The 4,299-nt window shown below is 40.5% G+C and carries 2 protein-coding genes; one reads left to right on the top strand and one right to left on the bottom strand.

The features are described from left to right. Positions 1-210 precede the first annotated feature (210 nt). A complete protein-coding gene (locus ACFVSH_RS23460; RefSeq protein ID WP_387599040.1) occupies positions 211-2,043 on the bottom strand; it encodes a sigma-54-dependent Fis family transcriptional regulator in 1,833 nt (610 codons plus the stop codon). 505 nt (positions 2,044-2,548) lie between these two features. On the opposite strand from ACFVSH_RS23460, the gene ACFVSH_RS23455 reads away from it, so the two are divergent. Then, on the top strand, positions 2,549-4,030 hold the full coding sequence (locus ACFVSH_RS23455) for an aldehyde dehydrogenase family protein (RefSeq protein ID WP_192204991.1): 1,482 nt from the start codon (positions 2,549-2,551) through the stop codon (positions 4,028-4,030). The last annotated feature ends 269 nt before the right edge of the window (positions 4,031-4,299 follow it).

Genomic DNA, 4,299 nt, shown 5'->3' with positions numbered 1-4,299 from the left:
GCTATCAATAACATCATCTATATGAGATTTTGATTACCTGCTCTTCATTATTCATAGTCTTTAAGGTGAAATATAGCTTATATGGAGAAAAGGTATGCTTGTCCGCATATGTTTACTCGCGATACCAAAGAACCGACCAAATCAGGTCGGGAATCTGAGATTTTAAAACGGAAACTCATCATTCATGTTTTTAAATATACTAAGAAACTCTTACTTTAGAAATTTGATTCCATATTTTTTCATTTTTCTATAAAGCGTATTTCGGCCGATATCGAGTTGCTTCGCGGCGTTACTGATATTTCCATTTGTTCGTTCCAACGCATTTCTGATCAACTGGGTTTCTTGTTCTTGAAAGTTTCTTGGTCCTTGATCGGAATTTGCCCCTTCCTCATGTGTAATGGAAGAAACAGGACAAAGCGCCACAAGCAAGTCCCTTGTAATCGGTCCATTTTCAGCTAGGAATGCAGCCTGTCCCAGTACGTTTTGCAATTCACGGAAATTTCCTGGCCATGAATATTCCAAAATGAATGTTTTAGCCTCATCAGTTAATTCGGTATGTTCACTCCTATAAGGTAAATCCGCTAAAATGTATTCTGCTAACAGCAATAAATCCTTCCGACTTCTAAGATTTGGAATTTTCAAAGATAATCCACAAAGGCGGAAAAATAGATCTGCACGGAATTCTCCAGCTTCAATTTCTTTTTGTAAGTCTTTGTTGGTGGCGGCAATGACCCTTACATCGATTGGAATGGAAGCATGTCCGCCGACACGCGTCACACATCGTTCCTGAAGCACGCGAAGCAGGGTCGCTTGAGCTTGAAGCGGCATGTCCCCGATTTCATCCAAAAAAAGGGTTCCGCCATCCGCAGCTTCGAACTTCCCCTTATGTCCGCCGCTTTTTGCGCCAGTAAAGGCACCCTTTTCATACCCAAATAACTCACTTTCCAATAAATTTTCGGGAATTGCGCTGCAATTGATGGCGATGAATGGCTTATCACTTCTTAAACTAACCCCATGAATGGATTGTGCGAATAGTTCTTTTCCCGTTCCGCTTTCTCCAGTGATTAGCAAGCTGATATCAAGCGCTGCAGCTCTTTTAGCAATGGATATGGTTTGATTCATTTGCGGATCGTTACTTAATATATCTGAAAATTGATAACGATTAGTTGTTAAACCATCAATCAATTTTTGTTTTTTTAACCGAACGATCACGGATGATTGATGTTCCATATTTTTTCCAAGGGTTTGCACCATAAATTCCTGGTCTTTAATTGAAACCCTCTGTTCCAAAACAAGTGGGTCTGTTCCTGATATTATATTCGATACCGGTTTTTTCAATGTGCCGATAACTTGTGACGCCGCTAAATTGAGATCTGTAACTTTCCCCTCTTTATCAAGGGTAATTAACGGATCAGGGTATGAATCATATATAAAATAAAGGTTTTTCTCCCTTTTTTGTGTATGGGACAATAAGAGTGCTTGTTTGATGCTATCAGCCACCCTTTGAACTAAGCTAACGGAAAAAGGATGATAATTCTGTTGATGACTGCTTAAGTTCAAAACACCTAGCAGATACCCATCAGGGTGATAAATGGGCGATGCGGCACAAGTGAGGAAATGGTTATCCTGATGAAAGTGTTGACTGCCATGAATCAATACAGGATTTTTCTCTACTATGGCCGTTCCTATTGCATTTGTTCCTTTTGATTCCTCTAGCCAATTGGCCCCTTTCCTAAGGGAAACATTATCTGCATGGCGAATGAAAGCTGGATCCCCAACTGTTTCGATGATATACCCTTCAGGAGCAGCAAGTAATAAAATGGACTCCAAACCATTAATCGAGCGATAAACATCTTCTAAAATGGGGGAAGAATGGTACAGGAGTTCAGCATATCGATCGTGGTATTCGGCCAACTCAATTGCACCAAGCATATCTTCCTTATCCATCATGCTTGGCTGAAGTCCCTTCGAAAAGCACCGCTGCCATGATTCTTGAATAAATGCCGGTATGGTTCCTTTATCCGCGCTTATATTAACAGACATTGAATAATCCTCCCGTATGTATAATCGAGTAAATCGGCTACTGTTTTTTATTCAATTTCATAAATGAAACTCTTTCTAATTCAAAGTTTCAGAGCATTCAGGATTCGTTCATATAGTTTAATTATAACAGAAAATTCAGATACTCACCAAAATGAATACGGCATTATGCGAACTGCTAAACTTTTTTGTTCCAATATGGAACACCATCCTGTTCCATATTGGAACAGGATGGCATCTTCCGATATCGCTCCACCATCTTTTAACTGGTTTCATCGTTTTTTTGTTTTGGCATAGGTCTTGCATAATTACATGTCGAGAAATTGAATCCTATTGATAAAGGGGGAAGGAATCAGTAATCCGGTTTTTGAAATATTCTGACTTGCTGCATGGCAGCCAAAGAGAATTGTATCAATCACATAAGATCATGCCTGATCCTTTACTTAGAGGAAAGCCATTGTCCGAACAAATATGCAACTTAAAATCCAAATGAAAAGGGGTATTATACATGGAACAAACTATTAAACTTAATCCACGAGTGCAAGAATTCTTGAAGGGCACTAAAAAGCTTTTGATTAATGGGGAATTGGTGGAAGCTGCTTCAGGAAAAACCTTTGAGACTCTCGATCCTTCTAACGGCAAGGTTTTAGCGGTTGTGAGTGAAGCAGGACCGGAAGATGTAGATAAAGCAGTCAAAGCAGCCCGTAAGGCATTCGACAACGGTCCTTGGAAAAAAATGAGTGCATCGGAGCGCAGCCGCCTCATTTATAAATTAGCGGACCTCATGGAAGAACATAAAGAGGCTTTAGCACAATTGGATACCTTGGATAATGGCAAGCCAATTGGTGAAACCACTAATGCCGATGTCCCCCTTGCAATCGATCACTTTCGTTATTATGCTGGGTGGGCAACTAAGATAGTAGGACAAACAATACCTGTTGCTGGGAATTACTTCAATTATACCCGTCATGAAGCAGTTGGAGTGGTAGGACAAATCATCCCTTGGAATTTCCCTCTTCTTATGGCTGCATGGAAATTAGGTGCAGCCCTTGCAACCGGATGTACGATCGTTTTAAAACCAGCGGAGCAAACGCCGCTTTCAGCATTATATTTAGGTCAATTAGCGCTTGAAGCAGGTTTTCCTCCTGGCGTCCTCAATGTCATCCCTGGATTTGGGGAAACAGCAGGATCACCGCTTGTAGACCATCCAGATGTCGATAAAATTGCCTTTACCGGTTCAACTTCAGTAGGGAAAATGATCATGCGCCAAGCTTCGGGAACTGTGAAAAAAATCTCGTTGGAGTTAGGCGGGAAATCACCTAATATCATTCTACCGGATGCAGATATGAGTAAAGCCATTCCTGGTGCTTTAATGGGCATCATGTTTAATCAAGGACAAGTTTGCTGTGCCGGTTCCCGCCTGTACATTCAAAAGAAATCCTATGACAACGTGGTAGCCGACTTAGTGTCTCATGCAAAAAACATTAAACAAGGGGCCGGTCTTGATCCTTCTACACAGATAGGGCCATTGGTTTCCAGTGAACAATTGGAACGAGTGGGCAGTTATATTGAAAAAGGAAAGTCTGAAGGTGCCGAAGTGGTTACCGGGGGCAATTATGGGCAAGGAGAGGGCTATTTTGTAACACCTACGATATTTGCAGGCGTTGAAGATGAAATGACGATCGCTAAAGAAGAAATCTTCGGCCCTGTTGTAGCTGCAATGCCTTTTGATGATTTGGATGATGTGATAAGCCGTGCAAATAACTCAGAATATGGATTGGCTGCAGGTTTATGGACACAAGACGTAAAAAAAGCCCATTATGTGGCCAATGAATTAAAAGCTGGTACAGTTTGGGTAAACTGCTATAATGCCTTTGATGCCGCTTCTCCATTTGGCGGTTATAAACAAAGCGGAATTGGTCGGGAAATGGGCAGTTATGCTTTGGAAAATTATACGGAAGTCAAAAGTGTATGGATTAACTTAAACTAAATAAAAGAGTGAACGCTCCATATGATCAATCGGCTCAAATATCATGATTGAAATGCAGGTGATCTTTTCCTTTAATATTTGCAAAAGGCTGTACCAAAGTGTAGACTTCGGTACAGCCTTATCTTGTTATTTAACTTATATCATTCAGGCAAAGAGAAAAAGAAGAGACTTTTCATTTTCGAAAAGTCTCTTTGTACCCATTATCCATTACGTTCGATTTGCATTTTTTCTCTGTTTGCTTTTTCTTTTTCAATGGTTTTCTGTCTCTG

It is taken from the genome of Peribacillus sp. NPDC058002, assembly GCF_042886655.1.
Classification (GTDB): Bacteria; Bacillota; Bacilli; order Bacillales; family DSM-1321; genus Peribacillus; species Peribacillus aracenensis.
This window is presented reverse-complemented; position numbering and strand designations above follow the sequence as displayed.